The sequence below is a fragment of the Myxococcus sp. SDU36 genome, assembly GCF_030168875.1.
GTDB classification, from domain to species: Bacteria; Myxococcota; Myxococcia; order Myxococcales; family Myxococcaceae; genus Myxococcus; species Myxococcus vastator.
Map to the genome: position 1 here is coordinate 2,281,867 of NZ_CP077414.1, position 25,826 is coordinate 2,307,692.

Annotated in this window: 19 protein-coding genes; 10 read left to right on the plus strand and 9 right to left on the minus strand. The window is 70.9% G+C overall.

What is annotated here, in order from left to right:
- Nucleotides 1-60 precede the first annotated feature (60 nt).
- The 3 genes from KGD87_RS08925 to KGD87_RS08935 all read left to right on the plus strand — a co-directional run bounded on the left by KGD87_RS08925 (nucleotide 61) and on the right by KGD87_RS08935 (nucleotide 4,004).
- Nucleotides 61-1,407, plus strand: coding sequence for a 2Fe-2S iron-sulfur cluster-binding protein (locus KGD87_RS08925; protein ID WP_284667040.1), 1,347 nt, complete (start codon nucleotides 61-63; stop codon nucleotides 1,405-1,407).
- Nucleotides 1,404-2,921, plus strand: coding sequence for an FAD-dependent oxidoreductase (locus KGD87_RS08930; RefSeq protein WP_284667041.1), 1,518 nt, complete (start codon nucleotides 1,404-1,406; stop codon nucleotides 2,919-2,921). The genes KGD87_RS08925 and KGD87_RS08930 overlap by 4 nt, the downstream gene beginning before the upstream one ends.
- Nucleotides 2,922-3,209: 288 nt before the next feature.
- Entirely contained in the window at nucleotides 3,210-4,004 is a 795-nt protein-coding gene (locus KGD87_RS08935; protein WP_284667042.1) for a trypsin-like serine peptidase, read from the plus strand.
- Between the two features lie 16 nt (nucleotides 4,005-4,020).
- On the opposite strand, the gene KGD87_RS08940 is transcribed toward KGD87_RS08935, so the two are convergent.
- Nucleotides 4,021-4,878 carry an SDR family NAD(P)-dependent oxidoreductase gene (locus KGD87_RS08940; protein ID WP_284667043.1) on the minus strand — a complete coding sequence of 286 codons (858 nt, stop codon included), beginning with the start codon at nucleotides 4,876-4,878 and terminating at the stop codon, nucleotides 4,021-4,023.
- A 155-nt stretch (nucleotides 4,879-5,033) separates the two neighbouring features.
- Between KGD87_RS08940 and KGD87_RS08945 the strand changes: the two genes are divergently transcribed.
- Nucleotides 5,034-5,501: a universal stress protein gene (locus KGD87_RS08945; RefSeq protein WP_284668605.1), complete on the plus strand. Its 468-nt coding sequence runs from the start codon at nucleotides 5,034-5,036 to the stop codon at nucleotides 5,499-5,501.
- Between the two features lie 6 nt (nucleotides 5,502-5,507).
- On the opposite strand, the gene KGD87_RS08950 is transcribed toward KGD87_RS08945, so the two are convergent.
- The gene (locus KGD87_RS08950; RefSeq protein WP_284667044.1) at nucleotides 5,508-6,542 is read right to left on the minus strand and encodes a hypothetical protein; all 1,035 of its coding nucleotides are present in this window, start codon (nucleotides 6,540-6,542) and stop codon (nucleotides 5,508-5,510) included.
- 171 nt (nucleotides 6,543-6,713) lie between these two features.
- On the opposite strand from KGD87_RS08950, the gene KGD87_RS08955 reads away from it, so the two are divergent.
- Nucleotides 6,714-7,241: a hypothetical protein gene (locus KGD87_RS08955; protein ID WP_284667045.1), complete on the plus strand. Its 528-nt coding sequence runs from the start codon at nucleotides 6,714-6,716 to the stop codon at nucleotides 7,239-7,241.
- Nucleotide 7,242: 1 nt separating this feature from the next.
- Here the strand turns inward: KGD87_RS08955 and KGD87_RS08960 are convergent, their stop codons facing one another.
- The 4 genes from KGD87_RS08960 to KGD87_RS08975 form a co-directional block, all read right to left on the minus strand.
- Complete coding sequence (locus tag KGD87_RS08960; protein WP_284667046.1) at nucleotides 7,243-8,025, minus strand: lysophospholipid acyltransferase family protein; 783 nt, start codon at nucleotides 8,023-8,025, stop codon at nucleotides 7,243-7,245.
- An 18-nt stretch (nucleotides 8,026-8,043) separates the two neighbouring features.
- Nucleotides 8,044-8,826 (minus strand): exodeoxyribonuclease III, encoded by a 783-nt coding sequence (locus KGD87_RS08965; RefSeq protein WP_284667047.1) that lies wholly within the window; start codon nucleotides 8,824-8,826, stop codon nucleotides 8,044-8,046.
- Between the two features lie 81 nt (nucleotides 8,827-8,907).
- Nucleotides 8,908-10,836, minus strand: a complete 1,929-nt coding sequence (locus KGD87_RS08970; RefSeq protein ID WP_284667048.1) for a lamin tail domain-containing protein — start codon at nucleotides 10,834-10,836, stop codon at nucleotides 8,908-8,910.
- A gap of 161 nt (nucleotides 10,837-10,997) precedes the next feature.
- Entirely contained in the window at nucleotides 10,998-15,395 is a 4,398-nt protein-coding gene (locus KGD87_RS08975; protein WP_284667049.1) for a tetratricopeptide repeat protein, read from the minus strand.
- A 155-nt stretch (nucleotides 15,396-15,550) separates the two neighbouring features.
- Between KGD87_RS08975 and KGD87_RS08980 the strand changes: the two genes are divergently transcribed.
- Both KGD87_RS08980 and KGD87_RS08985 read left to right on the plus strand, forming a co-directional pair.
- Nucleotides 15,551-16,465, plus strand: coding sequence for a DUF6310 domain-containing protein (locus tag KGD87_RS08980; RefSeq protein WP_284667050.1), 915 nt, complete (start codon nucleotides 15,551-15,553; stop codon nucleotides 16,463-16,465).
- Between the two features lies 1 nt (nucleotide 16,466).
- Nucleotides 16,467-17,225, plus strand: coding sequence for a DUF5953 family protein (locus tag KGD87_RS08985; RefSeq protein WP_284667051.1), 759 nt, complete (start codon nucleotides 16,467-16,469; stop codon nucleotides 17,223-17,225).
- Nucleotides 17,226-17,264: 39 nt separating this feature from the next.
- Here the strand turns inward: KGD87_RS08985 and KGD87_RS08990 are convergent, their stop codons facing one another.
- Nucleotides 17,265-18,233, minus strand: a complete 969-nt coding sequence (locus tag KGD87_RS08990) for an alpha/beta fold hydrolase (protein WP_284667052.1) — start codon at nucleotides 18,231-18,233, stop codon at nucleotides 17,265-17,267.
- An 86-nt stretch (nucleotides 18,234-18,319) separates the two neighbouring features.
- Here KGD87_RS08990 and KGD87_RS08995 point away from each other — a divergent pair, with 86 nt between their 5' ends.
- Nucleotides 18,320-19,102, plus strand: coding sequence for a phytanoyl-CoA dioxygenase family protein (locus tag KGD87_RS08995; protein ID WP_284667053.1), 783 nt, complete (start codon nucleotides 18,320-18,322; stop codon nucleotides 19,100-19,102).
- Between the two features lie 2 nt (nucleotides 19,103-19,104).
- Here the strand turns inward: KGD87_RS08995 and KGD87_RS09000 are convergent, their stop codons facing one another.
- Nucleotides 19,105-21,174, minus strand: a complete 2,070-nt coding sequence (locus tag KGD87_RS09000; RefSeq protein WP_284667054.1) for an ATP-binding protein — start codon at nucleotides 21,172-21,174, stop codon at nucleotides 19,105-19,107.
- 206 nt (nucleotides 21,175-21,380) lie between these two features.
- Here KGD87_RS09000 and KGD87_RS09005 point away from each other — a divergent pair, with 206 nt between their 5' ends.
- Complete coding sequence (locus tag KGD87_RS09005) at nucleotides 21,381-22,148, plus strand: WbqC family protein (protein ID WP_284667055.1); 768 nt, start codon at nucleotides 21,381-21,383, stop codon at nucleotides 22,146-22,148.
- Nucleotides 22,149-22,155: 7 nt separating this feature from the next.
- Here the strand turns inward: KGD87_RS09005 and KGD87_RS09010 are convergent, their stop codons facing one another.
- Entirely contained in the window at nucleotides 22,156-23,919 is a 1,764-nt protein-coding gene (locus KGD87_RS09010; protein WP_284667056.1) for a DUF8689 domain-containing protein, read from the minus strand.
- A 175-nt stretch (nucleotides 23,920-24,094) separates the two neighbouring features.
- On the opposite strand from KGD87_RS09010, the gene KGD87_RS09015 reads away from it, so the two are divergent.
- Nucleotides 24,095-25,756, plus strand: a complete 1,662-nt coding sequence (locus KGD87_RS09015) for an acyl-CoA dehydrogenase family protein (RefSeq protein ID WP_284667057.1) — start codon at nucleotides 24,095-24,097, stop codon at nucleotides 25,754-25,756.
- Nucleotides 25,757-25,826 lie beyond the last annotated feature (70 nt).

A 25,826-nucleotide genomic window follows, 5' to 3' on the forward strand; every position in this document is an offset into this window, starting at 1 on the left:
CGTCATGCCGTCAGAGGCTTTGACCGCCCGGTCCGCCTAAGCCATTTTGCGCGCACCCATATGCGACGCCTCCCCGACGTACCGCCGCGCGGCCGGGCCATCACCGTGGACCTCGAGGGCGAGAGCCTCCCCGCCATCGAAGGTGAGCCGGTGGCGTGCTCGCTGATTGCCGCGGGTGAGCCCATGCTCGCCCGCTCCATCAAGTACCACCGGCCGCGAGGCCCCTACTGCTTCGCCGGGGCCTGCTCGCATTGCCTGATGCGGGTGGACGGCGTGCCCAATGTCTACGCGTGCCGCACGCCCGCGCGGGAGGGCATGAAGCTGGAGCGGCAGAACGCCTACCCCTCCGCGACGGTGGACATCTTCGAGAGCATCGACTGGTTCTTCCCCAAGGGCATGGACCACCACGAGATGTTCGCCGGCGTGCCGGTGGCCGAGCAGGTGATGGCCAAGGTGGCGCGGCAGCTCGCGGGGCTGGGCCTGTTGCCCAGGACGCCCGCGCCGGTGACGGCGCCCGCGCGCACGGTGCGCACCCGCGTGGCGGTGGTGGGCGGCGGCGCGGCGGGCCTGGCGGCGGCGCGCGTGCTGACCGAGCGGGACGTGGGCTTCCTCCTGATTGAGCGGGACGACGCGCTCGGTGGCCGGCTCGCGAACGGCGCGCCGGAGGCCGGCGGCCCCAGCCTGGACGACGTCCACCGCATCTCCCCCAGCAGCGTGCTCACGCGGGCCACCGCGCTGGGCCTGTATGACGACGAGGCGGGGCGCTTCCTCGCGGTGGGCACCTGGGAGGCGGACGCGCCGCGCCTGGTGAAGGTGTACTCGGAGCGCTTCCTGCTCACGCCCGGCGGCCATCCGCCCACGCTGCCCTTCGAGAACAACGACTTGCCCGGCGTCTACGCGGGCCGCGCGGCCAGCCTGCTGCTGCGCCGCTACGACGTGGCGCCCCAGACGGCGGCCCTGGTGGGCTGGGGCGCGGAGCTGCACGCGCTGGCGAACCTGCTCCAGGAGCGCGGCACGAAGGTGGTGGCTGTGGTGGACCTGAGGGACTCGCCGCCGCCGGGCGCCCATGCCACGGCGGTGCGCGGCGGCGACCCCAAGGCCCATGGCCTGCGCGGCGTGAGCGCCTTCAGCTACACGCGCGAGGGCGGCGGCCGGGAGAAGGTGTCGTGTGACGCGGTGCTGGTGTCCGTCCCCGTCAGCCCCAGCTTCGAGCTGGCGCGGCAGGGCGGCGCGAAGGTGCCGTTCGACGCGCAGCGCGGGCTCTTCGTGGTGGAGACGGACGCGGACGGACGCACCCATGCGCCGGACGTGTACGCCGCGGGGGACGTCACGGGCGGAGGCACGGCGAAGGACGCGGCGGCGGCCGGACGGCGCGCGGCCCAGGCGCTGGTGGGAGGGCTGTCATGAGCAAGGCGATGATCTGCTCCTGTGAAGACGTCACCGTCGACGACATCCGTCACGCGGTGTCCCGGGGCTTCCGCGACGTGGAGTCGGTGAAGCGCTACACCGGCTTCGGCACCGGCATCTGCCAGGGCAAGAGCTGCACGGCGGCGGTGGCCGCGCTGCTGGAGAAGGAGAAGGCGCTCAAGTCCGCGGCCGTGGTGCCCTTCACGCCGCGCCCGCCGCTCTACCCCACCGAGCTGCGGCTGCTGGCCTCCGCGCCCGTGGACGAGTCCCAGCCGCCCGTGGGCGGGCTGCCCCAGGACGTGGACGCCTTCCCCGCCGCGCTGAGCCCGGAGGGCCCGGTGCCCGCGAAGGCGAAGGTGGTCATCATCGGCGGCGGCATCATGGGCCTGGCGCTGGCGTACAATCTGGCGCGCGCCGGTGAGACGGACGTGGTGGTGCTGGAGCGCGGCTACCTGTGCGCGGGCGCGTCCGGCCGCAACGGCGGCGGCGTGCGCATGCAGTGGGGCACGCCCTCGCTGGTGGAGCTGGCCAAGCGCTCCATCGACCTGATGAAGGGCTTCGCGCGCGAGCTGGGCATCAACGTCTGGCTGCGCCAGGGTGGCTACATCTTCCTGGCGAAGACGCGGCCGGTGGCCCAGCGGCTGGAGCGCAACGTCTCGCTGCACAACCGCTTCGGCGTCCCCACCCGGCTCATCACCCCCGACGAGGCGCGCGGCATCGTCCCCGGCCTCACGATGAAAAACTGCCTCGTCGCGTCCTACAATCCGGAGGACGGCGTCATCTTCCCCTGGCCCTTCCTGTGGGGCTACGCGCAGGGCTGCCAGAAGCGCGGCGTCCGCGTGGAGACGTACACGGACGTCACCGGCTTTGAAACGAGCGGCGGCCAGGTGCGCAAGGTGAAGACGACGCGCGGGGACATCGCCTGCGACACCGTGGTGCTGGCCGCCGGCGCCTGGAGCCCCCAGGTGGCGAAGCTCTTGGACGTGAAGCTGCCCAACGAGCCGCACCGCCACGAAATCCTCAGCACCGAGCCGCTGAAGCCCTTCCTGACGCCGCTGGTGTCCGTGCTCGACAGCGGGCTGTACTTCAGCCAGTCCATGCGCGGCGAAATCGTGGGCGGCATGGGCGACGCCAAGGAGCCCGCGGGCCTCAACATGGGCAGCACCCTGCGCTTCGTGTCGCGCTTCGCGCGGGCGCTGATGGAGCAGCTTCCCCAGGTGGGCCAGGTGAAGGTGCTGCGCCAGTGGGCCGGCTGCTACGACGTGACGCCGGACAACAACCCGATCCTGGGGCGCACCCCGGGCCTGGACAACCTGCTCCAGATGTCAGGCTTCGTGGGCCACGGCTTCATGATGGCCCCCGCCGTCGCGGAGCGGATGGCCCAGTGGATGGCCACCGGCGAGTCCGACGAGCTCTTCACCCGCTTCAACCTCCGGCGCTACTCCGACGCGGCGGGCCATTCGCGTGACTTCGGCTCCGGCACCCTGGAGCGCGAGGACATGGTCATCGGCTGAGGCCCTGTACTTTTCCAGAGCCTGTCCTGGCCGGAGACAACGGCCGGGGAACGGATTGACCCGGAACGCGTCACCTCCGGACAAACTCGTAAATCACGAATTTCACTACCCACCCCCGGTGGGATTGTGAAACCCCTTTACATCAACAACCCAGTTGTCTGGACAGGGACGCACCAGTCGCGCGTGCCGGCGCGATGCACGCTCCGAGCGGAGTCGCTCGAAGTCATGGCATGGCACGGCGCGTGCCTTGGCGCCTCGCCGCGCAATCCAGCGCGAGGAGGTGTTCCGATGTTCCCGAAGAGCGTTCGTGCGCTGTTCCTGGTGGGAGCCCTGTCTGCCTGCGGTACCGAAGCACCTCTCGACGTCCCCAACGCGGACGGCCAGGAGCCGCTGCAGTCGCAAGAGTCCAACGTCATCGTGGGCACGGTGAACTGGGTGAGCGCCACCACCCTGTCCGGCACGCAGCGCACGCGCTCGCGTGCGGTGGGCTATCTGTCCATTCCGGCGGTGGGCTCGCGCTGCACGGCGTGGCTGGTGTCGCGGGACGTCATCATCACCAACAATCACTGCGTCGCCAGCAGCTCCCAGGCCTCCGGCGTGCGCGCGTCCTTCAACTACGAGGACGGCGTCAGCTCCACCGCGCGCGTCTGGTACAACTGCGGCACGATGATTCGCACCTGGGCCGGCGACGACATGACGGCGCTGCGCTGCACGGCCACCAACGGCCAGCTCCCGGGTGACGTCTACGGCTGGCTGACGGTCGCCAGCGCCAACGCCGCGACCAACTCCAGCATCTACGTGGTCCACCAGAACTGCGACTACTACACGTCCAGCGGCTGCACGCCGACGAAGAAGTCCTCGCCGGGCGTGGTGCTCAACGCCAACTACAGCACCACGGACCTGTCCTACAACGCGGACACGCTGGGCGGCTCGTCCGGCTCGCCCGTGCTGTCCTCCTCCTCGCACCAGGTGGTGGGGCTGCACCACTACGGCCTGGGCGGCAACTCGCAGGGGCGCGGCACGGCCAACTCCGGCGTGAAGGCCACGCGCGTGAAGGCGCGCCTGGCGGAGATTGGCCTCTAGCGTCGAGCCACGCCTGTCACGCGGGTGATGGCTCGCCCGACAGCGGCAGCGTCTTGGGGGCCTGCCCAGGGAGCAGCAACGCCTCCCGCCGCAGGCCCCGCAGCGCCATCCGCCCCAGGCTCCGCTTGAGCCCGCGTGGCAGCATTGGAAGCAGCCGCATCACCCACCGGTGCCCCAGGCCCGGGTACACCAGGGCCTCGCCGCGCTCGAAGCCGGCGAGCGCCTCGCGGGCGCAGCGCTCCAGCGACAGGTGGAAGAACGGCGCCAGGGACTCCGTGCCCTCCATGCCCGCTTCCCACAGCGGCCCCGGCGCCACGCGCGTCACCGTGACGCCCTGCCCCTCCACCTCCAGGCGCAGCGCCTCCGTGAAGCCATCCAGGAAGCGCTGGGTGGCGGCGAAGGTGGCCGAGCCCGGCAGGATGAGCTGCGCCGCGCCGGAGCCGATGTTGAGGATGCCGCCCCGCCCCCGCTCCAACATGGGCTTGAGCAGCCGGTGCGTCAGCAGCGCGGGCACCCAGACGTTGGCGCGCAGCATGGCCTCCACACGCGCCCAGCCCTCCTGGGCATACAGCGCCTGGTCGCCCTCCGCGGCGTTGTTCACCAGCACGTCCACGCGGACGAACTGCGCCTCCAGCGAAGCGAGCAGCGCGTCCACCTGCCGGGGGTCACACACGTCGTAGGATTCGACGAGCACGCCCAGCGTCGGGTAGTGCAGCAGCAACTCCTCGCGCAGGGGCTCCAGGGCCTGGGCCTCACGGTCCACGAGCACCAGGGTCCGAACGCGACGCGCAAGCAGCCGGGCAAGCTCCCGGCCAATCCCCCGAGCCGCGCCGATGATGAGCACGGTTCCTTGGTCGATGGGGAGAGGACGCATGACAAAATCCTCCGTTCGTTGAGGTGCCCATCCTGCGCATGCCTTGCGCGGCCTGCCGCCCCCACCGCAAGGTTTGCACGCCTGGCCAGCGGACAGCCGGCGAAGCGCTGGCACGGCGCTTCCATATGGAGCGGGCCATGCCCAGAAAAGAAGACATGGCGATTGTTTCCCGAATCCTCGTTCCCGTGGACCTGTCGGACGGCTCCCGGGAAGTCATTGACTACGCGGTGAAGCTCGCGCGGCCCTTCAAGGCGTCGGTCGAGGTGGTCCACGCCTGGGAGCCACCCCAGTACGTGGCGCCCGACCTGCTGGTGGCCGCGCCTGGGTGGAACTCCCAATCCCTGGAGCACGTCGCCGTGGAGACCGCGACGAAGGAGCTGACGGCGCAGGTGAACCAGGGGGAGCCACCCGGCGTCCCCCTGAGCCAGAAAATCGTCGTGGGTGAGGCGGCCACCACCATCCTCGACCTCGCCGAGCAGGACCAATGCGACCTCATCGTCATGGGCACCCACGGCCGGCGCGGACTCCCCCGCCTGCTCCTGGGGAGCGTGGCGCAGAAGGTCGTCGCCCGCGCGTCCTGCCCGGTGCTCACCATCCACCTGTCCGAGCAGAAATCGCACTGACGCGCCTCACGGCCTCGGGGCGGAAGCCACCGGAGGAGCGGTCTGCTCCCCTGCCTTCCGCCGCGCGGCCAGCACCGTGGGCGCGGCCAGCACCGCCATGGATGCGACGACGAGCGCGGCGCCCACCAGCTCCAGGGCCCCCGCGCCCGGCTGCCCCAGCGTGACGGACATCACCACCGTGGCCACCACCCCGGCGAGCACGCTGGACGCGCGATTCACCGGGACGCAGAAGGCATTCTCCCGCCCGTCCAGGAGGATGAGGCCGCCGAAGATGCCGGTGGCCTGCGACAGCAACCCCACCGCGACCTCGGAGGCCAGGTGGCCTCGCGACATGGCCCCGGTGAAGCCGTCGCGGATGTCCCCGAGCACGCCGTCACCGCCGATGAGGGCCAGCATCGCCAGGGTGCCCACCAGCACCGGCGTGGCCACCATCTGCTCCTCCACGAAGTAACGGATGGAGACTTCACGTTCGCCGGACTTGGCCAGCCGGCTCATGGCGCGCAGCCGGAAGAAATAGGCCGCCAGGTACACGCCCACGTCCACCGTGGCCAGGAGCGTCAGCGTGGGGCTCACCGACGAGCCCGCGGCCACCGCCACCGCCGCGAAGCTCAAGCCCAAGGCCACCCAGGAGGGCCAGCGCACCCGCCGTCCACTGAGGACGTCCACCAGCGGCGCCAGGACGAGCACGCCGCCGCGCATCAGCAGCATCATGAAGACGATGGACGCCCCCGGCAGGGTGTACGCCAGCGTCGTGGTGCCGATGATGGCCGCCGAGCAGAACCCCGACAGCAGCGTCCACCGCCCCGGCACCGGCACCTGGAGGCCCAGCACCTGACGGTGCCCCGCGTGACGCCACCAGCGCATCCACGTGAGGAAGGTGAACATTCCCACCAGCGAGGCCGCGGTGCTCACCGGCAGGAGCGTGAAGCCAGAGATGCCCTGCCCCATGCCGGGCAAGGTGCCTCCGGACAGCGCCTTCGTCAGCGCGCTGTAGGGGGCATAGGCCACGAAGTAGCCCAGGGCATAGCCCCAGATGCTCAAGTCACGGGCGTCGTCATCTCGAAGGGGCGTGGCGGACAGGACGTGTTCCCGGGTGGAGGGTGAGAATTGAAGTGTGCAAGCCGCACGCCGGGAACGCGACGGGACTGGGCACGCAATCGTTTCCGGACGGGCGCGTATGCAGCGGTGTCACGGCCTTCACAGGAGCCTCGCATGCGCTCGTCCCCCTTTGCCGCTCTGGCCCTCGGGCTCACCCTCGCCACCCCTGCCCTCGCCGGGGACGACGCGAAGCCACCCCAGAAGTGGAAGGTGGTGTGCGCCACGCAGTCGAAGGACGGCAGCCGCGCCGTCCAGGGCACGGACCTGATCATCGAAGCGGGTGAGAAGGTGAAGGACGGCGTCGCCGTGGAGGGCAACGTCATCGTCCGCAAGGGCGCGGTGGTGGAGGACGTCGTCGCCATCCGGGGCCGCGTCATCGTCGAAGCGGGTGCCCGGGTGACGGGCAGCGCGGTGTCCTTGGGAGGAGAGGTCCGCGTCCACAAGGGCGCCACTGTCGACGGGGACGCCATCGCCCTGGGGGGACGGCTGAAGGTGGATCAGGACGAGGCAGTCAAAGGCGACAAGGTCAGCCTGTCCTTCGAGATTGGCGGCCGGGACATCGTGCGCGGCTTCATTGAAGACGCGCTCGACGAGGAGACCGGCTGCCACATCGTCGACGACAGCGACAAGAAGGACGTCTGAGTCACGCGGCGCTGGCCGGCCCCGGAGGCACGGCCGGCTCGGTGCCGGTGCGCGTCAGCGGCATCAGCGAGGCCCGCAGCGTCAAGATCTGCTCGCGGGCCTGGCTCTTCAGCGTCTCCACGTCCGCCAGCGTCATCCCCTTGGTGGAGATGGGCGTGCCCACCGTCACCAAGCCGCGCGAGGTGGCGAAGCGCCAGGAGTGCTTCGGCAGCGCCCGCCGCGTCCCGCTCACCGCCAGGGGCAGCACGTCCGCCTGCGCTTCGATGGCCAGCCGGAACGCGCCGTCCTTGAAGGGCAGCAGCTCATCCGTCTTCGAGCGCGTCCCCTCCGGGAAGATCATCACCGGCACGCCCTTGGCCAGCCACTGACGGCACTTCGCCATGGCGCCCGTCGCCGAGTCGCGGTCGCCGCGATGCACGGGGATGTCCCCCGCCATCCACATGCTCCAGCCCACCACGGGAATCTTGAAGAGGCTGGCCTTGCCCAGCCACTTCATCTCCCACGGCAGGTGAGAAATCAGGAACGGGTCCGCGTTGGACTCGTGGTTGCTCACGACCACCGTGTTCGGCGCGAGCTTGTCCGGCACCGGGCCGTGCACGCCAAAGCGCCAGAACGGCGTCAGCTTCGCCGCGGTGACGCCGATGAGCCGGAAGCAGCGCCCTGTTACGTGGCGCTTGTGGTCAAAGGCCCAGGTCAGGATGGCCAGCGACAGTTGCACCCAGAAGCCGACCAGCGCCACCAGGCCAATCTCGATCCACGTCCAGATGGAGAGCAGTGCGTTCATGAGAGCCTCGAACAAGCGTCAGCGAACCGCGGGGTCCAGGTCCACGCTCACCGGACAGTGGTCCGAGCCGAGCACGTCCGGGTGGATGCCAGCCTTGCGCACGTAGGTCATGGCCGCTGGCGAGGCCAGGACATAGTCGATTCTCCAGCCGATGTTCTTCTCCCGAACGCCGAACCGCTGACTCCACCACGAATAGTGCCCCCCACCCTTGTTGAAGTGGCGGAAGGTGTCCACCCAGCCGGCGCGGAGCCACCGGTCGAACTCCTCGCGCTCCTCGGGCCGGAAGCCGCTCGTCTCCCGGTTCTCCTTGGGCCGCGCCAGGTCGAGCTCTTGATGCGCTGTGTTGAAGTCGCCCATCACCAGCACCCGGCCACCGTCGCGCAGGGGCTTCTCCAGCCGCTCGAAGAGGCGCCGGTAGAAGGTCAGCTTGTAGGGGATGCGGCTGAGGTCCCGGTCCTTCCCGTTGCCGTTGGGAAAGTAGCCGTTCACCACGGTGAGCTTGCCGAAGCGGGCAATCTGGAGGCGCCCTTCGACGTCCAGCTCCCCCACGCCGAGCACCGTCACGACTTCATCGGGCTCCAGGCGGCTGTAGAGCCCGACGCCGCTGTAGCCCGGCCGCTCCGCCGCCACGAAGTGCGTCTTCCACCGGGGCGGTGAGCGCACCTCGTCGGGGAGCTGGTCGGCGCGCGCGCGGACCTCCTGCAGGCCAACGACTTGCGCCCGGCACCCCGCGAGCCAGGGCAGGAAGCCCTTGCGGTGCACCGAGCGCAGTCCGTTCACGTTCCACGAAACGACTCGCACGGGGAAGGCTTATGGCCCGCCCCGTGCGGCATTACCAGCCCCTACCGCACACACGGGCGGTAGGGGCGGACAGGTGGACTGCTACGGCTCCGCGGCGCTCGACGTGTTCTGCGGCTGGCGCGTCGGGCGGATGATGAAGTCCGCCGCGTTGTCGTTCGAGTCGTGGCCGTTGCCCAGCAGCGCGTCCGCGCCGGTGGTCATGGAATCCACGGTCGACGTGGCCGAGGCCTTGCGCTCGAAGCTGCCAGCGGCAGGCGCCGAGGCCGGGATGCGGTTGCCCTCCGGCTGGTTGGCGGTGCTGCCGTAGCCCACGGTGTCCACGACCAGCACCGAGTCGATGGGGTCGCTCCCCATCAGCTCCGGGTAGCCGATGCGCACATGGCCGGAGCCAGCGGCCATCGCGAAGGTGGTGCCCCAGTTCGCGTCACGCGCCGTGGCGCCAGTGCCGGAGTACGCGCCCGCGCCCACCAGGAAGTAGCCACGCGCCGCGATGATGGAGCCGTCCGGCAGCGAGTAGTTGCCGGTGTAGCCGGCGGTCCCCGTCGCGGACTTGTACTGGACCTTCCAGCCGCTCAGGTCCACCGGGCTCGACGTGGGGTTGTAGAGCTCGATGAACTCATCGTTGGCACCACTAGGGCCCTGCGGCGCGATCTCGCTGATGACGACGTGGCCCGTGCTGCTGCCGCCGCTCACCTGCACCTCCGCCGCGATGGACGAGCCGTTCAGCGCGGCCACCAGCTGGCCCTCGCCGCCCTCGCTGCCCGCGGTGAAGTCGAACTTGGCGGACAGGCTGTTGGCCGTCACCGTCACCGTCGCCGGCACCGTGCCCAGCGACGCGGGCTCCAGCGCGAGCTGGATGACCGTGTCCTGCGCCGGGGGGACATCCAGCTCCACCGTGAAGCCCTGCGTCTGGCCCGCGCTCACCGAGATGACCTCGGGCGACAGCGTGGACAGCTCAGCGGCCTGATCCACCGCGAGCACCCGGACCGTGGCCTCGCGCGTGTCGCTGCCCAGCGTGGCCGTCAGCGTCGCCTTGTCCGTCTCCGGATCCGCGGACAGGTTCGCCGTCACCTGCACCGTGGCGGAGCGCTCACCCGGGGCGATGCGCACCAGGCCACCCTGCACGTTCAGCACGGCGCTGGACGAAGCAACCTCCACCCAGACCTCCGCCGGAGCGTCCTCACGCAGGCGCACCGTCAGCGCCTCGGGGAACGTCGCTCCCGTGGTGCCGGAGCGCGCGAAGGTACCCGTCGGACCGAAGCTGTCCAGCGCGACCTGGACCGTGCCCGCGTCCGTACCGGCGTCGTTCTCGCCCGTGCCCGCGTCCGTGCCGGCGTCGTCCTCGCCCGTGCCCGCGTCCGTACCGGCGTCGTCCTCGCCCGTGCCCGCGTCCGTGCCGGCGTCGTCCTCGCCCGTGCCCGCGTCGGTGCCAGCGTCATCGCCCGTGCCCGCGTCGGTGCCGGCGTCATCCTCGCCCGTGCCCGCGTCGGTGCCGGCGTCGAGGTCAGGACCCGGGCCGCCGTCCAGGTCGGTGCCGGAATCCGGCTCGCCCGAGCCACCATCCTCGGCGGTGCCCGCGTCGTCCTCACCGGTGCCCGCGTCCTCGGCGGTGCCCGCGTCGTCCTCGCCGGTGCCCGCGTCCTCGCCGGTGCCCGCGTCCTCGGTGGTGCCCGCGTCGTCCTCGCCGGTGCCCGCGTCCTCGGTGGTACCCGCGTCGTCCTCGCCGGTGCCCGCGTCCTCGGTGGTACCCGCGTCGTCCTCGCCGGCGCCCGCGTCCTCTTCACCAGTGCCAGCGTCGTCCTCACCCGTGCCCGCGTCGTCCGGGGTGGGACGGCGGCAGGAGTTGTCACAGGCGTCGTCGTTGTTCCGGTTGCCGTCGTCGCACGTCTCGCCAGCCTCGACGACGCCATTGCCGCAAACGGGCCGGACCTCGGGGTCGTCGCCACATGCGGACATCAAAAGGAGCAGCGCGGACAGCGGCGCCAGCAACTGCTGGAAGGACCAGGACATGGGCAAAGAGTCTCCGTTGAATCTTGAAGAGCCCCCTGCATCCCATATCTGTCACCTGCGACGCAATCCGGGCGGCAGTTTCCGTTTTCACTGGACCCAACCCCGGCATCTGATCCTCCCGGCGGAGGCAAGGGCCGGCGGGTGGAGGCGCGGACCGGCCGTCAGGCTCGCGTCTCGGCGAGGATTTCCATGACGATCTCCGTCGTGGAACCCCGCCGCGCGGCCTGCTCGGCGTGACGCCGGGCTTCTTCCCGCTGGCCCAGCCTCCAATGCATCTCCGCGATGTTCGACAGAATCGCGTGGGACATCTCCGGGTCACCTGTCTTGCCGGTAAGGCCGTCCACCGACGACTCGTTGGCGGCGAAGGCCTTGTGGAACCAGTCGAGCGCCTCCGCGTGGCGGCCCAGCGCGTCGAGCGCGGCGCCGTACAGGTTGAGCAGCCGGGCGCGCCCCATGGAGTCACGCGCGGCGCGGAGGGCCGACTCGATGCGCTCCAGCGCCGCGGTGGGGTCATCGCGTTCGAGCCAGGCGACGCGCGCGTCGAAGAAGCGCACCTGTCCATCTTCGGGCGCGTCGGCGAGCGCGGCGTCCGCCACCTGGCGCGCCTCCGGCAGGCGCCTGGCCTTCACCAGGGACCAGCCGAACTGAAGGCGAGAAAACGTGGCCAGTCGCGTCGTCTCCGCGTGGCGGCTCGCGTGGGCCGGGTTCCGGGCGAGCGCCCGCCCGAGCGCGGCGCCCCGTGGGTCTCCGCGCAACAGCCCCTGGAAGAGCAACTGGTACGCCAGCTCCGCGTCCGCCTCCTGCTCACACTTCGCCAGGATTTCGTACAGCATGGGAAGCACCCCACGGGACTCCCAGTACGGCCAGGCGAGCGTGAAGAAGCGCTGCCAACCCGTCCGGTGCGGCTCGAGGGGGACGTCCTGGGGCCAGAGGGGGCCCGTCGCGGCCACCGCGCTGGCGATGCGCTGCGCCGTCCAGTGCCGCACCGCGCTCGCCGAGCCCTCAGGCGCGTCGTCGCTGAACACGCTCGCGACGAACTCGCTTTCGTCAAGGCGGGCCTCGTTGCCGGCCCTCACCGTCTCCTCGTCGGGAGCCCAGCCACTGCGCACCAGGGGGAGCAGGAGCCTGTCCGTCTCGGCACCCTGCCGCGCGCGCGCGGACTCGAGCGCGGCTCGCAGGCGGACGATGCGCGCGTCGCCCAGGTCCGCGAGCGCACGCGCCAGCACCTCGTCAACCTCCCCAGGCGACGCGAGGTAGCGCTCCAGCAGGGGCACCGTGGCGTCCTCGTCGGCGCGACCGAGCTCCACGCGCGCCTGGAGCGCCAGGCGGGTGTCGCTGGCATCCACGAGGCTCAGCAGCCGCGCGCGGGCCCCGGCGTGGCCGCGCCGGGCCAGGGCGATGAGGCCTGGGAGTCCTTGGTGAACGTCGCGCGCGGCCACGGCGAGCCACGCGCGCGCGCAGCCCTCCAGGTCGACGTCGAGCAGCTCGAGCGAGACCCGGCCGGCGGCCTCGAGCCCTTCCTGCTCGAGGAGGGCCAGGACGTCGGCGCGGACGGCGGCGTCGCGGCGCGCGCGGGCCACGAGGTTCGGCATCGACAGGCCCGCATCCGCGGCGCTCAGCAACTCCCGGAGCGTCCGCTCGACGCGCGGCGCGTCCGCGGCGCGGTGGGGCAGCGCCGCGCCCCCTCCCGGGAGGACGTCGAGGACCTCGAGGCCATCCTCGGTGTCGAGCGCGAGCACGAAGGTCCGCGCGGAGGTGCGGTGCGCGAAGGCCGCCGCGGCTTCGCGAAGGAGCGCGCGGCACACCCGAAGCTGCTCGTGCATGGCGCGCTGCTCTCGCGCTTCCTCCAGCGCCCGGGTCTGTCGTTCCGCGGCCATGGAGGACGCGGGGGCGACCAGGGCCGGCGGTGGCGCCCCAACCCCCTCGAGCGAAAGCTCCCCGGAGTTGTCATACCCCAGGGACACAACGCTGCAGGGCGGCTGGCCGCGCAGGCCCGCCCACAACCCCGTCATCCAGGTGAGGACGAGGCCTCCCAGGGGCGCGTGCCCCCCGCCGGCGGGGGCCCGGACGCCGTCGCGCGCCCACGCCTCCAGGTGGCCGAACAGCCACTCCCGCACTCGCGGGAGGAGGGCCTCGACATGCGCGGTGAAGGGCGCCGTGTCGAGCTCCACGGACGACAGGGGCAGCACGGTGTCATGGGTGACAGCGGTGCCATGACTGCCCCAGAGGGAGAGGGCCCGGGGGCCGAGGCGGGAGCCATCCTCGCCCACCAGGAAGACCTCGCGCGCGACCGCGCCGGAGACCTCCACCACACGGCCGCGCGCCGAGAAGGCCCATGGCGCCGCGTCGCTCGCCGCGGCCGTTGGCGAGGCGCCCAGGTGCAGCTTGTGCTTGCCGCGCAGCACCTCGCCCACCTCCACCAGCCAGACCCACTCCCCCCGGGTCAGCGCGGCGGCCCCCTCACGCGTGGAGACGAGCTTGAAGTCCACGTCGTCAGTCCAACGCCGCAGGGGGACCGGCCGCGTGGGCTCGCTCACGTCGAAGAGGACCAGGTGCCGCCCGGCGGTGACGAGCAGCTGTCCAGGCCCGGTGAAGCCGAGCTGGCCAATGGCGCTGTGGCCAGGCATGGCGAGCGGGGCCAGCCACTGCAACGTGTCGCCCGTGGCGCGGTAGAGGTTGATCGCCTCGCCGTTCGCGCAGGCCAGGAGCGCGCCCTGCGCCACCATGGGGCCGTCCCCCGAGCGAGGGCTCTGGAGCGTCGCTCGCGCCTGGCCCGCCGCATCCAGCAGCACGAGCGTCGAGCCCACGGCCGCTACGACTCCGGACTCCAGCGCGACGAGCTCCTTGATGCGGGGGCTGAACGTGGCGAGTGTCTTCGCGCCGCCGTCCGCGCGGTACTCGCGCAGCGTGCCCTTCCTGTCGGCCCCCCACCAGCGTCCTCCGGGGCGCTCCACGAACGCGAGGAAGTACGAACGCTTGGACTCCGCGTTAGCATCTTCGAGCGGCGCGATCAGTGCCCGCGGGGCGGGCTCGACAGCGAGGATCCGCGCCGGCTCCAGCCTCAGCGGGGAGAGCTCGAGCCGCTCGCAGGCGTCGCGGCTGGAGAGCACGGCCGCTTCGAAGGCCCGGTGCGCCTTCAGGATGGGACTCAGCCCCGGCGAGGCCTCCACATGAACGAGCAGGTGCTCGCGGACCCCTCCGGCGAGGGCGGCGCGCAGCGTGGCGGAGGCCCGCTCCGGCGCATGCGCCTGCTGAAGCAGCGCGAGCACCGCCAACGCGTCACTCCCGGAGCTGTCCTTGTCGACCAGGGGCAGCGCCTCTTCGAGGCGCCCCAGTGCACCGAGCGCCAGCGCCCGCTCCGGGAGGGCATCATCGCTGGCCACGCGCAGCACGTCCTCCCAGCGCCCAAGCCCGGTGAGGGCCCGTGTCTCCATCCAGGACGAGCGGTCCTCTTCGGAGATCTGCTCGAAATGGGCGAGCACCGTGGCCCACTGCCCGGCGTCCAGCGCGTCCGCGGCAAGCGCGCGTTGGAGGGCGCCGCGCGTCGGCGCGGCCGCCTCGAGGCCCGCCAGAAGGCTGATCAGCCGCTCGAGGCTGACGACACGCGCGAGGCCGGTGACGTACCGGAGCTGCTCATGAGCGGTGGGGAGCGCGGCGAGGGTGGCCGCCACCTCCTCGGCGCTCGCGGGCAGCGGTGGCGCAACGTCGCCAGCATCGAGCCCGCCGCTGGCCCTGAAGAACCCGAGCAGGGCGTTGATGATGGCGGGCGGCGGCGGCCCTCCGAACCGGGGGTGGGTGTGGCCCGCGCTGAAGCGCACGTCGAAGTCCTCGCCCTTGAAGCGCGCGGTGACGTGCAGCGCCTTCCGGTCCGCGCGGGCCCGGACGACCTGGGCATGGGACCAACAGCGGATGGCGGGCGGCCCGCCGTTTTCCCCCTCGCCCTCTGGGTAGAAGAGGACCAGCGTGTCGCCTTCGAGGGACGCGCGCGGATAGGCGCTGCCGTAGCCGTGCTCCTTCCGGTGTTCCTGCACGGGCCAGAGGGGGGCGCCTCGGGGGTGACAGAAGGAGACGAGCTGGGCCTCGGTTCCGTCCATGGACACGAAGACGCCCACGGGCTGCTCGAAGCGCTCCGCCAGCAGGCGCGTGCCAAGCTCGATGGCGCTGGCGACGAGGGCGCGGTGGAGCTCGAGCCACCAGGCCAGGAAGGAGGCATTGCGCACCTCATCGTGGAAGTGGAGCGGCGCGAGCGGCGTCCAGTCCTCGGGCTGGGGGAGCGTCCGCTCACCCAGGGACAACGCGTCGAGCTCGTCGAGCCACGGCGTCAGCGAGACAAAGCCGGCGGCCGCCGCGTCTCCCGTCACGTCGGGGTAGTTGTCCCACTCGGTGCCAAGCCAGACGCCCACGCGCAGCCGGTCCTGGGTGGGGGCGAGCACGATGACGCGCAGGTCCTGGGCGTGCACCTCGTCCGCGAGCCTCGCGGTGATGACGTCCAGGAGCTCGGTGGGCCAGGTGGCGGCGAAGGCGGGACGCTTGGCGTGATGAAGCGCGGGGAGTGCCATGCGCCGCAACAAACCACGGACCTCTCGACCCGGCGAAGCGCATCCCTCGCCAACGGGCACGCACCGAGTCCCCGCGTCATCAGCGCGTGCTGGCATACTCCAGAATGGGCCATCCCGGACCCGGAGCTCCTTGCCTTGGTGGAAGAGCGATGGTCATGCGTTCCCGCGCTTGCACCGGACTCCTGCTACTTCTCTCCGCCTGCGCGACGTCGACTCCGTCGCCCAGCGCGAGGGGAGTTCGGAGCCAGAGAATCGCCAACCTTCAGCGAGCGGCGACGCTGCCCTGGACGGACGGTGGGCAGTGCATTGTCCGCGAGGCTTCCCTGCCTTGGCCCGTGCTGATTGAGCGGTGCTATCAGGCCCTCGACCATGACCGGCTCGAGTTCCACGACACCACCGGAAGATGCGCGGTCGCCTCCGCTGGCGCGGGTGCCATGGGCGTCGGGCTCTGCGTTCTGGTGGCTCCTGAAATCGTCGTGGGAGCCGTAATCGTCCTTGGCGTGGTGGTGGTCGCCGTCGCCATCAAGGAAGAACTGGATGCATATGCACTCCGCCACGCCTACCCCGAGGAGGCAGGGGCCTCACGAGGAGCGAAGGTGGCAACCCGGGAAGCGGAAGCGCAACGCACACCCAAGCTGAAACCCGAGCCAGCGGGACAGGACTGGCAGCCCCCGGTGCCGACCGAGCCACTGGATCGCGAGCGACATCCCGAATGCAGGCCGGTCCCAGTGTCGCACCGAGGCGGCAACGACAATCACAACAGGTGCGCTGACGCAATCAAGAACAACAGCGTCCCCGGCTGGGATGTGCTTGTCAATGGCAAGCAGTTTGACGCACTGGTGCTTGCCACACGCACGTTATGGGAGGTCAAGACTGATGACTTTGACATACAATCGCTTCGCTCTCAGAGGTTCTTCGCCAAGGTGAAGCTTCCGGAGATAAAGCGCGAGAAAAGACTCGCAGAAGCATGCGGGTACAACTTTGCCATTGGCGTGCGAAGTGCCGCACACAAAGCCGCGCTGCTTGAACTGGACCGCTCCCTCAATGTCGTCGTCATGGATTGGTGCTGAGATGGCAACCACGAAAAAACATCTACGCCTTGCCGTCTACGCGCCTGCGATCGTCGGCGACGATGGCCGTCCTCTTGCCATTGTTCATGGAATGGAAAGTGCTATTCCCGGCTTGCGGCTGGGATGGACGAGCTCTGAAACAGAGGAACTCATTGAACTTCCCCATCGTGATGAATGGGTCGCGGCCAACAGAACAGACGGAGGGTTGCCGTTCCTGTGCAACGATGATGAGAAGCATGTGGTGACGGTTGCCGGGTGGGAAAGCCCAGGGCGGATTGCCCCCGGAAGCCGGCCACGCTTTGAGGTCCATGCGGACTGGCCACTCGACGAAGCCGGTATCGCAGCGGCGGTAGAGGTGTTGGCGACAACAGGCGACAGCGCTCGCGCGTTCTGGGGGTACGTGGATCCGGAGGGGATAGCCGTGACAGTGGCTCAGCAATTTCGCCACCCGGGGGATGAGTCGCCCGCTCCGCCCCACGGTCTACCCTTCCTCAAACTCCCAGAGGAACTTCGTTCCGATGAGATTCCGCATTTCCTCGGGTGGCTGAACTACTGGTCTGCGGCAGCCGCGCAGGCCATCGGGTTCCCGGATCCTGCTCGCGATGCCGAGTTGCTCACGCGAGCGCGGCGCACGGAGTCGGGCGGATGGGTCGTGCAGCTCACCGACGCGCCGCTCGACCTGGACAACCCCGCCCACCTGGACGCGCTCCTGCGGGCCTATGAGCGGTTCCCGGAGATCGGCGGACGTGCTGCCCCTTGACCCGCTTCAAGGGCCCGGGACGCGACTCCGCTCCAGACTCTAGGCCGGAGGCACCGGAGCGTGCTCCCCGACCGCATGGGGCGACTCCAACCCGTGGTCCACGAGGAAGACGCGCACGGCCTCGGCGATCTCCGACCCGGCCTCCAGCAGGCCCGCGTGCCCCGCGTCATCCACCCGCATCCAATGTGCGTGTGGCATCACGTCACGCATCCGCTCCATCTCCCCCAGCGGAACGAGCAGGTCGTTGCTGGCGGCGACGATGAGCGTGGGCACCTGCACCGTCCCGGCCACGTCCCAGGCGTGGCCCTCCACCATGCCTCGGAGGGTGTACCAGTAGGCCCGGGGGCTCATCCGGCGCAGGGCGAGCATGAACTCGTCGATGTCCGCCCGAGGCGCCCGGGCCCGGAGCGCCCCCACCATGCGCGCCAGGGGGTAGGCGAAGCGGCTGGCCATCACCGCGTGCGCCACGGGCGCCGCCAGCGGCAGCGTGGGCGTGGCCAGCTTGAGCATGCCCCGGGCGGCGGACAGGAACGCGCGGGCCCCCGCCGTGTCCGTCCCTGAGCCAAACGCACCTGGCGCCCCGGCGATGAGCGTCATGGAAGGCACCAGGTCCGGCCGCCGCCGGTACAGGTCCAGCAGGACGCGCACGCCCATGGAGAACGCCACGTGGTGCGGCGGCTTGCCGTCCCCCCGGGCCATCAGCGCCTCGGTGACGCGCTCCAAATCATCCACGTGCACGGGAATCTGGTACCCGTCCGCCAGGGACTCATCGCTGCTGCCGTGGCCCCGGTAGTTCCAGTGCGCCACCCGGTGGTCCTGCTCCAGGTTCGCCACCAGGTAGCGCCAGAAGTTCTCCGAGGAGCCAATCCCGTTCGTCAGCAGCACCGTGGGGCGGGCCGCCAGCTCCGAGTCGGCGGTGGCCTCCCGGAGGTTGCCGAAGTGGGTATGCCAGGCGACCCGGGTACCATCCGGGGCAGTCACAAAGCGCGTGGTGCGACGGTAGGGCATGCCACCTCCCACCATGCGGCGCCCGGGCCGGAGGCGCAAGCATCAACCTGCCCTGACGGGCTCGGGCCGGGGTATGAGGGGGCGCCATGCTTTGCGTCGACGTGGAACGGTTCGATATCCGCCCTGCCCTGGCCCACTACGCCGAGCACGGCTACGCGAAGCTGGGCCGCGTGCTGGGGGACGAGGGCCTGGACGCGCTCCGCGAGCGAGCCGACGACCTGATGCTGGGCCGGGTCGTCCACCCGGGCCTCTTCTTCCAGCCAGACGCCACCACCGGCCGCTACGAGGACGCCCCCCTGGGCCTGGGCTGGCAGGGCCCCTCCCTGGACTACCGCAAGCTGGAGAAGCTGGAGAAGGACCCGCGCTTCCTGGCGTGGCTGGAGAACCCGCTGTTCGAACGCCTCGCCCGGGCCCTCATCCCCGGCGACATCGTCCTCTACCGCGCCATCCTCTTCCACAAGGGACAGGCCGGCGGCAGCAACCTGCCCTGGCACCAGGATGGTGGCCGGCTGTGGGGGCTCACCCAGGAGCCGGAGCTGCAGGTCTGGACCGCGCTGGATGACGCCCCCGAAAACGGCGGCTGTCTGGAGGTCATCCCGGGCAGCCACCGCGGCGGCCTGGTGACGGCCCTGGGCGGGGTGATTCCTCCGGACGCGGTGGCGGCGGCCGACGCTGAAGCCCGCGTCGTGTCCCTGCCGGTGCGCGCTGGCGACGCCATCCTGGTCCACAACCACCTCTGGCACCGCTCCGGACGCGGGCGCCCCGGGCTGCGCCGCCGCGCCTTCTCCGCCTGCTACATGGACGCGGACGTGCGCTGCCTGCGCAAGAAGAAGGCCCCGCGCGTCTTCCCGCCCGTGTTCCGCCGATGAGCTCAGCCCACCAGGGGCATGCGCAGCGGCGGCGCCACCGGCTCCTTCGCGCGCTGCGCCACCGGCAGGGAGACGCGGAAGGTGCTGCCCCGTCCCTCCTCGCTCTCCACGGAGATGTCTCCACCGAAGCCAGTGACGATGCCGTGGCAGATGGACAGGCCCAGCCCCGTGCCTTCCCCCACCGGCTTGGTGGTGAAGAAGGGGTCGAAGATGCGGGCGCGCACCTCCGGCGGCATGCCCACGCCCGTGTCCCGCACCTCGATGACGACGCGGTCCCCGGCCTTCCGCAGGCTCAGCCGGACCTCGTGCTGCTCCGAATTTCCCAACGGAATGGCCTGCGCGGCGTTGATGAGCAGGTTGAGGAACACCTGTCCGAAGCGGCCCTCGTTGCCCTCCACCAGCGGCACCTCGCGGTAGTCGCGGACAAGCTGCGCGCGCACCTTCAGCTCGCTGCGCGCCAGGGTGATGGCTGACTCGAGCACCGCCTGCACGTTGACGGCGGTGGCCACCTCGTCATCGCCCCGGGAGAAGGTCCTCAAGTCCCGGACGATCTGCCGTACGCGGTGCGCGCCGTCGGTGGCCTCGCGCAGCACCTCCTCCAGCTCCCCCATGCGGCCCGACGGCAGCTCCCGCGCCAGGGCGTGCAGCTCGCCCGCGAGGAACGACAGGTTGGAGAGGACGAAGGCCAGCGGGTTGTTGATTTCATGCGCCACGCCCGCCGCCAGCGTGCCCACCGCCGCCAGCCGGTCCGACACCACGAGCTGCGCCTGCATGGCCTTGCGGTCGGTGACATCCACCGCCACGCCCGCCAGCAGCCGCCGTCCCGAGCGCTCTCGCACGATGAAGCGGTAGGTGAGCCAGTGGCGCTCGGTGCCGTCGCGAGCGGGAATCATCGTCTCGGAGATGCTCTGCTTCCCGGACGCGAGCACCGCCTCGTCGTCCCGGCGCGACTGTTCGGCGGAGGCCGCGGGCATCAGCTCCAGGTCGGACACGTGGGACATGTCAACGCCCACCGGGTAGCCGAAGAACCGGCTGTAGCGTGCGTTCACCCAGATGCGGCGGCCCTGCTCGTCCTTCATGAAGGCCACCGCGGGGATGTTGTCCATGAAGGACGCGAACAGCTCCTGCGACTCCTCCAGCGCGCCCATGGCCAGCGTGTTCTGCGCCATCAACTCCTGACGCGCCTGGGCCTCGGCCGCGTTGCCCATGGCCGCGCCGAGCAGGCCCGCCATCAGCTCCAGCGTGCGCACGTCCCGGTCCTCGAACGCGTTCGGCCGCCGGCTGGTGACGTTGAGCGCGCCCACCGGGCGGCCCTCGCGCCACAGCGGGACGCAGATCATCGACCGCGCGCCCACGTGGCGCAGCGCCGCCGCGTTGACCCGGACGTCCGTCTCCGAGTCATCCGTCCGCATCACCTCGCCACTCAGCAGGCTGGTGCCCGTGAGGCTGCCCTCCACCTTCAGCCGGAAGCCGATGAAGGGCGCCAGACTGCCGGTGGCCACCAGGTAGTGCACCTCCTCGGCGGCCTCCTCCAGCAGCGCCACCGCCGCGCCATCCGCGCCGCACAGCACTCGCGAGCGCTCGCACAGCAGCCGCATCAGCTCGTCGAGCCCGTAGCCCGCCATCGACACGTCCGACTGCATCTGGATGATGGAGGCCAGCCGCGACAGCTCGCCGCGCGCCTCCGCCTCGGAGCTTTGCCGCTGACGCCGCGCCGCCATCCGCCGCTCCAGCAACACCCGCCGTGCGCGCACCTGCACCGGGGTGAAGGGCTCCACCAGGAACTCATCCACCCCCGCGGCCAGCAGCAGCTCGAGCGCCGCGTCGGTGCCTTCCCGCGCCAGCCCCAGCACCAGCGGCTCCTCGGGACGGGCCCGCGTCCGCAGCGTGTCCAACCAGCGCGCGTCCTCCGCCAGGTCCGCCGCGTCCACCACCAGCACGTCCACGGGCCCGTGCCCCAGCGCCGCGCCGGCTTCCACCAGGTCCGCGGTGATGAGCACGGCCTGGCCCTGGCGCCGCAACTCCTCCGCCACGGGGTGCCGCGCATCGGTGGTGAGACACAGGAACTTCATCCAGTCGCCCTGCTCCGTGGCCCCAAACACACGGGCTGTAAAATACTACGGTTCTGCAGCATGGGATTTCCAGCCAGGAGCATCCGGAGCGCGGGGGTCAGATACACCCCATGCTCGCTGGAAACATGCGGGACCGCGGGCAAACGGGTGGCCACGGGGTGGCGCCAGGACGTTATCCTCGGCGCGTGCCGGGCATCCCTGGAGTCGTGGTCGCCGAGCAGCCGCACTACCTGCCGTGGGTGGACTTCCACGAACAGCTGGCCCGCGCGGGGACCTTCGTCGTGCTGGACAACGTGCAGTGGCTGCGGCGCGGCTGGCAGCGGCGCACGCGGGTGGCCCTGCCCCACAACGTCCCCCTGCCCCCGCCCACGGAGCCCGGGTTCCAGTGGCTGTCCATCCCCTTGGAGGACCCGCACCGGGACACCCTCATCAAGGACCTGGCGGTGGATGCCCGTCAGCCCTGGGCCCGCGAGCACCTGCGCACGCTGGTGTCGCTGTACGCGAAGCGGCCCTGCTTCGCCTCGCAGGTGCTGCCCCGGCTGGAGCCCTTCTATGACGCGGCGGCGCGCGAGTCGGGCCCCGGTTCGCTGCTGCGGGTGCTGCTGGCGAGCATGGCCCTCTTCAACGAGCCGCTGGGCCTGACGCCGAACATCGTCCTGGCCTCCACGCTGGACAAGCAGGGCGAGGACAAGTCAGCCCGGCTGGTGGCGTACTGCCGGCAGCTGGGCGCGCACACGTACTACTCGGGGTTGGGCTCGTCGCTGTACCTCCAGGTGGGCCGGTTCCGGGACGTGGACGTGCGCGTGCTCTGGCAGCGCTTCCGCCACCCCGAATACGCGCAGGGCCGGCCGGGCCGCTTCGTCCACGGCATGTCGCTGGTGGACGTGCTGGCCAACGTGCCGGTGGACGAGGTGCGCCGGTGGCTGGAGCCCTCGCCCTGGGGACCGTTCGCGCCCCGGCCCCCGGGCGAATGACGGCGCCTCAGCCCGCGGAGGCCGACGTCCCCGCCGGCTTGTCCTTGTCGAAGCGCACGAAGTAGCCACGCACGGCGGAGTCCAGGAGCTCGGTCGTCAGGCGCGGCTCCACGCCCTGGTAGTGCGCCATGTCGATGACCTGGTCCAGCAAGTCACGCGGCTGGCAGGCGGCGAACGGGCGGCCCACCGGGCGGTAGTGCGCGTCGATGAGGTAGTCCACCGCCGCCGCGTTGTAGGGCACGCCGCGCTTGCGGCACATGACCTGGAAGATGTCGTGGAACTGCTGCTCGTCCGGGCGCTGCACCTCCAGCTTGTAGCGGACGCGGCGCAGGAAGGCGTCGTCCACGAGGTCGCTGGGGTCCAGGTTGGTGGAGAAGGCCGCGAACACGTCGAAGGGCACCTGCAGCTTCTTGCCGGTGTGCAGGGTGAGCATGTCGATGTCGCTCTCCAGCGGGACGATCCACCGGTTGAGCAAGTCCTTGGGGGACACCTTCTGCCGGCCGAAGTCGTCGATGAGGAGCATGCCGTTGCTCGCCTTCATCTGGAACGGCGCCTCGTAGTACTTCACCTCCGGCGAGTACACGAGGTCCAGCATCTCCAGCGTCAGCTCACCGCCCACGACGACGAGCGGACGCCGGCAGCGCACCCAGCGCCGGTCATACGACGGCGTGCCGGGCTCGTCCTCCACCACCTTGTGGAGGTTGGCGTCGAAGATGCGCACCACGAAGTCGTCGATGAGGATGGCGTGGGGGATGAAGATGTCCCCGCCGAAGCAGTTCACCATGCCCTGGCAGATGGCCGTCTTGCCGTTGCCCGGGGGCCCGTAGAAGAAGATGGCGCGGCCGGAGTTCATCGCCGGACCGATGCCGTCGAAGATGTAGTCCTTGATGATGAGGTCGCCGAACTTGTCCTGCATGCGCGCGCGGGTGATGCGGTTGCCGCGCACGGTCTGCTTCTTCACGGCGGCCGCCCACTCCAGGTAGGGCACCGGCGCGGGGCCGTTGTAGCGGTTGCGGTCGAGCACCTGCCGCAGCACGTCCGTCACGAACGTGGTGAGCTGGTAGATCATCGTCGACTTGCCCACGCCCGAGCCGCCACCGCCGCGGATGTCGATGTACTTCTGGCGGCGCAGGCCCTCGATGACGTCGTCCACCAGCGCGGTGGGCAGCTGGAGGCGCGCGGCGATGTCCATGCCACGCATCTCACCGGCGAAGAAGAGCGCCTTGAGGACCAGCTCCTCCACGAAGGTGGTGTTGAGGCCCGTCTCCAGCAGGGTGCGCGGCTGGGCGGGCCAGTAGCGGTCGCCCTGGCCAGGGCCGCCCTCCTCTCCCGGCCGCCGCGTCCGGCGCTCGGGGCCGTTGTACTGCGGCGGGCCGGCGGCGCTGCCACGCCGGTCCGGGCCCGCGTACTGGGCCGGCCCGGGCCCACGGCGCTCCGGCGGGGCGACGATGACGGACGGCAGCGTGGCCGGCCCCTGCGGAGGCCCCCGGCGGTCCGGCGGCGAGGACGCGGCGCGGCGCTCGGTGGGGAAGTCGGGCTCGGCCGGCTCCGGCGGCAGCGCGGGGCGTGAGCCGGTGGCGGCGCCCGGGGGACGCGGCGGGAGCGCGGCGGTCACCCCCGTGCCACCGGCGCGTGGGCGCGGCGGCCCCGACAGCACCGGCGTGGGCGCCGCGGGCGGCACCACGGCCGTCTCCACGGGGGTGACGCTGCGGCTGGACTCGTCGCTCGACGAGCCCGACTCCGGGGATGGCGGTCGCCTGAACAGGGACATGCGGTGCTCGCTCCAGGGTGTTCGCGCCGGAGCCTACCGCATCGGTCCGGGTTCAACGAAACGGAGTTGCGGAACAAACAGAAAAGCACTGAACCCAAGTGTTCCTGTCAGCCTGCTCGCCGACAACGGCGTCGCGCCAGCCAGGTCCGCGGAGCGTGGGTGCTACCCTTGGCGCATGAGCTTCTTCCAGGAACCGCCGAGGCTGGGCAACCAGTACGACGACGATGCGCTGCTCCAGAGCTACCTGGCGCGCACCCTGCCCCAAGACTTGCGGCGCGCGTTGACGGAGGAGTTCCGCGAGCTGGGAGAGCTGGGCGGGGATTACTTCTACCGCTTCCAGCTCCGCGACCGGCTGAACGAGCCCGAGCTGACGCAGTGGGATGCGTGGGGCCACCGCGTCGACCACATCGAGGTGTCACCGCTGTGGAAGGAAGCCGAGGCCCTGGCCGCGCGTCGCGGCCTGGTGGCCACGGCCTACGAGCAGAAGAACGCCGAGCTCAGCCGCGTCCACCAGTTCGTCCTCAACTACCTCGTGCAGGCGTCGCTGGACGTGTACTCGTGCCCGCTGGCGATGACGGACGGCGCGGCGCGCTCGCTGCTCACGCTGGGCAACGCGGCGCTCATCGACCGCGCCCTGCCCCACCTGACGTCCCGGGAGCCAGCCACGGCGTGGACGTCCGGCCAGTGGATGACGGAGCGCACCGGCGGCTCGGACGTGGGGCTCACGCAGACGGTGGCCCGGCAATCCCCGGAGGGCTGGCGGTTGTCCGGGACGAAGTGGTTCACCTCCGCGACGACGGCGCAGATGGCGCTCACCCTGGCGCGCCCGGAAGGCAATGGCCCCGGCGGCAAGGGCCTGGCCCTGTTCTACGTGGAGACACGAGACGCGGCCGGAAGACTCAATGGCATCCACATCAACCGGCTCAAAGACAAACTGGGGACGCGCAAGGTGCCCACGGCGGAGCTGACGTTGGATGGCACGCTGGCCATTCCCGTGGCGGGGCTGACGGATGGCATCCGGAACATGGCGTGGATGCTGAATGTGACACGCACCTGGAACGCGGTGGGCTCCGCCTGGAGCATGCGCCGGGCGCTGGCCCTGGCCCGGGACTATGCCCAGCGGCGGGTGCAGTTCGGCGCGACGCTGGCGGACAAGCCGCTGCACATGGACACCCTGGCGGGGCTGGAGGCGGAGTTCCAGGCGGGGTTCCTGCTGGCCTTCCGCGCCGTGGAGCTGCTGGGCCGCATGGAGGCGAAGGCGGCCACCGAGCAGGAGCTGCTCCTGCAGCGGCTGGTGACACCCCTGGCGAAGCTGACCACCGGCCGGCAGGTGGTGCACGTCACCTCCGAAGTCACGGAGGCCTTCGGCGGCGCGGGCTACGTGGAGGACACGGGCATTCCGCGGCTCCAGGCCGACGCCCAGGTGCTGTCCATCTGGGAAGGCACCACGAACGTCCTCTCCCTGGACACCCTGCGCGCCCTGGCGAAGGAAGGCGCCTTGGAGGCGTTCTTCCACGAGGTGGAGGGACGCCTGGGTCAGGCCCGGGACGCGGGCCTGCGGCCCTGTGTCGACGCGGCCCACGGCGCGCTGGAGCACGCGCGGGCCTGGGTGGCCGGCGCCATGGAGGACCCCGCCACCCTGGAGGCGGGCGCCCGGCGCTTCTCGCTGACGCTGGGACGGACGCTGGAGCTGGCCTTGCTCTGCGCCCATGCTCAGTGGTGTCTGGAGCATGGCCACGGCCCCCGGAGCAAGGCGGCGGCACGGCGCTTCGCCTCGCACGGCGTGGACCTCATCCAACCCGCCGCGAGCCTGGAGGATGTCCGGCTGTTGGCCTGAGGTGCCGCGCCTGGCCTCCGCCCCAAGCGACACGACACACCCAATCATTCTCAATCACTTACATTCAATT